Source organism: Gordonia jinhuaensis (assembly GCF_014639795.1).
GTDB lineage: Bacteria > Actinomycetota > Actinomycetes > Mycobacteriales > Mycobacteriaceae > Gordonia_B > Gordonia_B jinhuaensis.
Map to the genome: position 1 here is coordinate 1 of NZ_BMGC01000076.1, position 3,699 is coordinate 3,699.

The following is a 3,699-nucleotide window of genomic DNA, read 5'->3' on the forward strand; positions in this document are numbered from 1 at the left end:
CCGCCTCGGCAGATTGACCCCCATTGAATTCGAGACCATCATCAACCACGAGGCCCCTCAGGCCGCGTGACTAACCCTGTCACCTATCCGTGCACCAGGCCCGTGTTCTTCAACGGCTCGGTGTATCCAGGGATCACGTTGACAGGACCTCGGATTCCTTTCCATTCAGCGGTGAACGAGATCTGCGCCCCGCGCGATGCGATCTGCGACAGCACCGATCTCTCACTCGCGAGCGACCCACGCAAGGCGGTGGCCGACAATGTGCACGTGAGCTATCGGACCACGCGATTCTGGTCGGCAGGCGGACTCAGCGCAGTGCAATGGTTGCTCCACCGAATTCAGTTGTTGTGACGCACCATCTACGTCGAGAAGATCGGCCGGTGTAGGAGTCCAACCGGGGCGCCCGCGATACCGTCGATGCGCGAATCTTCGTCTGAACAGGCGACCTGGATTCTCGAAATACACAGATGCTCAGTGCTATTCGGAGTCCGAACGACGCTGTGCGTCGAGTGCGCTCATTGCCTGCGCGAATACCGGATCTCTCCGCAGTCTCCCGACAATGTCCGCCGAGGCGGCGTCTGCCTGGCGTTCGGCTTCACGTATGCACTGCATGATCCCCTCGGCCAGTGCTGCCGCACCGCGGTGCAGTGCCTGCGGGCTCAGTTCGAGGGATTGCACGCGCCCGCGTGCATCGACGGTCACCGACACCTCCCCCGAGGAGAAGCGACCACGACCTCTGACCTGTGCGATCTCGAACTGCAGTTGCTTCGAGGTTGCATCGATCTCGACCAGCTCAGCGTTCAGGTCGGCGAAGTCAGGGTCAGACATGGCAGTTCCTCTCGGCGATCGAGTACCGCTCGGGCAGGTCATACGCACCTTACAAACCCGGACCCGGTTGGGGTCAGTCGCGTGAATGACGCCCGCGGGTGACAACGCCAGCGCTGTCTGCAAGTGTGGGTCGGGGAGACGAAACACACGGGGGGACAGAGTATGTCACAGATGCAGGTTGATACCCATGAGTTGGTAAACGCGGGTAATTCTATCCGTAAAACCGCCGACGGGCTCGACGCAGATCTGCATTCCCTCCAGGGTCGCGTGGACTCGCTTCTCAACAGCGGGTGGAGTGGGCCGGCCGCCGACGCCTTCCGCCGTGACTGGGAGGAATGGCTCGACGGAGCTCGCAACGTCATCGGCGGTCTCGACACAGAGTCCGCTCTGCTGATCTCCAACGGACAGACCTACGACACGCACGAGGGTGCCACCACCGACGGCATCACCGCCGCCGGTGGCCCGCTCAATCTGGCCGGGTGAGCAGCGATGACCCAGTTCCTCGTCGATCTCGACGAACTCGACGGCGTCATCGCCGACATGCGCACCTTCGACCAGAAGGCCGAAGCCGCCTGCGCTGACGCCGATCAGACGATCGCCGCGCTACATGTCACCTGGGAGGGCGATGCCGCCGAGGCACAGAAACAGGCGCACGACCGCATCACGCGCGGGCTGAACGAGATGCGCGAGGCGCTGGGCGACCTCACCAACGTCGCGCAGACCGCGCATCAGAACTACTCGGACGCAGCCGCCACCAATCGTGGGATGTTTCCGTCGTGACCGTCATCGATGTCGACACCGATGAGTACGCCGCTGCGGCTTCTCAGATGGCGACGGTTGCGGGCGGATTCGGTGCGAGCGTCTCTGACCTGTCCGGTGCGCTCGGGGCGTCGAGCGGGATGGGCGGCTCCGATCACGCGGGCGTGGAATGGGCCCACGCCTACGACGAATCCGCCAGATCCGCGATGCAAGCAGCCGCCGGGTTGGTCAACGGCACCGGGCAGATCGCGCAGCTGCTGCACGCCAGCGGCGCCAACCACGCCCACGCCGACGCGTCGTCGATCAGCGGCGGCGGGGGCGGCTCGGACTTCCCCGCCGCACCCGCGCCCGCCAAGATCGGTCAACAATCGGTGCCATCCGCAGCCGGTGGGAGTGGCGGCGGCCCGCCCGGCTGGTCGCTCGTGCAGGGTCTGGTCGGCTACGCATGGCCCAACGGCCACCAAGACCGCCTCCACGCCGCCCAAGCCGCGTGGAACGCTGCCGCCTCCGGCCTGACCTCGGCCACCTCCGGTGCGACCAGCGCAGCGGCCAAGATCTCCGCACAACGCAGCCCCGAGGTCGAGAGTGCGGCCGCAGCGTGCACACAGGCGAACACCCAGACAGGCGAACTCGCCGGCGTGTTCCGCCAGATCGGCTCATCCTGCGCCGACTACGCCGCACACCTCGACCACGCCCACCACGAGATCATCTCGACGCTCAAGGACCTGGTCGAACAGACCGCCATCATCGAAGGCGTCGGCGGTTTCTTCGCAGTCTTCACCGGGGGTATGGACGAGATAGCTGCCCAAGCAGCCGTGTACGGCCGAATACTCAAGGCAGCAGCAAAGATCCGCACAGTTATCGAAGCACTCATCGAAGCCGCCCGCGGCGTCGCCGCATCCATACGAGGATTCGGCGCGAAGGCACTCGAAGTGGTATCGAAGATGAAGCCCTTCGAGGAAGCGGTGGCGAAGAGGGCGGGGGTGGACGAGGCGGAGAGTGCTGTCGGCGCGACGAAAGAACTCACCCAATCCGAAAAGCTCGCAATCGACTACGGAGATCTCAACGAGTTGTATCGGACGAAACCCGGCACGGCCTATTTCTGGTCGGGAAGGACATCCCAGGGCGCCGGCGTTGGCCCAATCGAGCGCATCGACGGCTCCTACGACTCCGGAATAGCCGCAAAAGTGGCTGAGGAGCGGGGCGGCGTAACCCTCGAAACACTCCAGGAGCAACGCGGGGTAATACCCCCGAAATGGGACGGGGGAGACCCGGCAGTCGTGAAGTGGTGGTCAGACCACTCAGCGGCCTACGCGAACAATACAAGCGGCGAGGTTCACGCGGTGCTCGGGTCAAGTTTGCGCAGCGGGAATGTGTGGGAGACAGTCGAACTTCCTCGCCTGATCAACAACAACGCTGTTACAAAGATAACGACGATGAATCCCGAGACCGGGAACACCTCAGTAATACTTGAAAGATAGATGGAGGACCGCGGAATGAATATCGATTCGGAAACAAGTACAAAGATCCAGTGGTCGTTCGACCACGACACTAGTACACACGGAATGCCAGCCGTAACCAGGTCAGTCATGGTTTCTAAGTATGGCGAGGAGGAGACCGAAAGACTCATTGGAATAATCCAGTCACTCATCGAGCAGACAAACAGTATCGAACCTGAGATCGATTGGACACGAATGAACCTCGCCGAAGGCCAGAAGTTCATGGAGAACGCACTACAGAGTCGGAATCCAGGACTATCAAAGGAAGCTGCGAACTGGATCGCACGATACTTCAGTTTCCAGATGCGGTAGCCCACAGTCTCGATGCTGTTCGGACTAACATCTAGCTAGACGCCGCAGTTATCTTGGCACCTCAGGAGGAACGTGTAGTCAGGGAGTCTGCGACTAAAGTCAATACCGTTCAGTTAAGGGGTCTGGATGCGTAGACGGCTGGTTTCGTTGGTTGCGGCCAGGCGGCGTGGTGAGCCCGTTTGACGTGCCATTTCACGGCCTCTTCCTGATTGACGGTGCGTGGAACAGGTTCTTGCGACCACAAGATGTAGGGGTGAGCAAGATCGCGGGGTGATGGGCGGTGTCGCTGGAGGTGTAGGCG

General features: G+C 62.0%; 4 protein-coding genes. 3 read left to right on the top strand and 1 reads right to left on the bottom strand.

Annotation, left to right across the window (positions count from 1 at the left end; translation table 11 throughout):
• Positions 1–477: 477 nt before the first annotated feature.
• Positions 478–828, bottom strand: a complete 351-nt coding sequence (locus tag IEW22_RS19590; RefSeq protein ID WP_188589022.1) for a YbaB/EbfC family nucleoid-associated protein — start codon at positions 826–828, stop codon at positions 478–480.
• 171 nt (positions 829–999) lie between these two features.
• On the opposite strand from IEW22_RS19590, the gene IEW22_RS19595 reads away from it, so the two are divergent.
• From IEW22_RS19595 to IEW22_RS19605, 3 genes are read left to right on the top strand one after another with little or no spacing between them, the layout of a single operon-like run.
• Complete coding sequence (locus IEW22_RS19595; RefSeq protein WP_188589031.1) at positions 1,000–1,311, top strand: WXG100 family type VII secretion target; 312 nt, start codon at positions 1,000–1,002, stop codon at positions 1,309–1,311.
• 6 nt (positions 1,312–1,317) lie between these two features.
• Positions 1,318–1,608 (top strand): WXG100 family type VII secretion target, encoded by a 291-nt coding sequence (locus IEW22_RS19600; protein WP_188589033.1) that lies wholly within the window; start codon positions 1,318–1,320, stop codon positions 1,606–1,608.
• A complete protein-coding gene (locus IEW22_RS19605; protein WP_188589035.1) occupies positions 1,605–3,068 on the top strand; it encodes a WXG100 family type VII secretion target in 1,464 nt (487 codons plus the stop codon). The genes IEW22_RS19600 and IEW22_RS19605 overlap by 4 nt, the downstream gene beginning before the upstream one ends.
• Positions 3,069–3,699 lie beyond the last annotated feature (631 nt).

Excerpts from the sequence above, each read along its gene's own strand:
- IEW22_RS19590 (WP_188589022.1), bottom strand. The coding sequence starts at position 828 with ATGTCTGACCCTGACTTCGCCGACCTGAACGCTGAGCTGGTCGAGATC.
- IEW22_RS19595 (WP_188589031.1), top strand. The coding sequence starts at position 1,000 with ATGCAGGTTGATACCCATGAGTTGGTAAACGCGGGTAATTCTATCCGT.
- IEW22_RS19600 (WP_188589033.1), top strand. The coding sequence starts at position 1,318 with ATGACCCAGTTCCTCGTCGATCTCGACGAACTCGACGGCGTCATCGCC.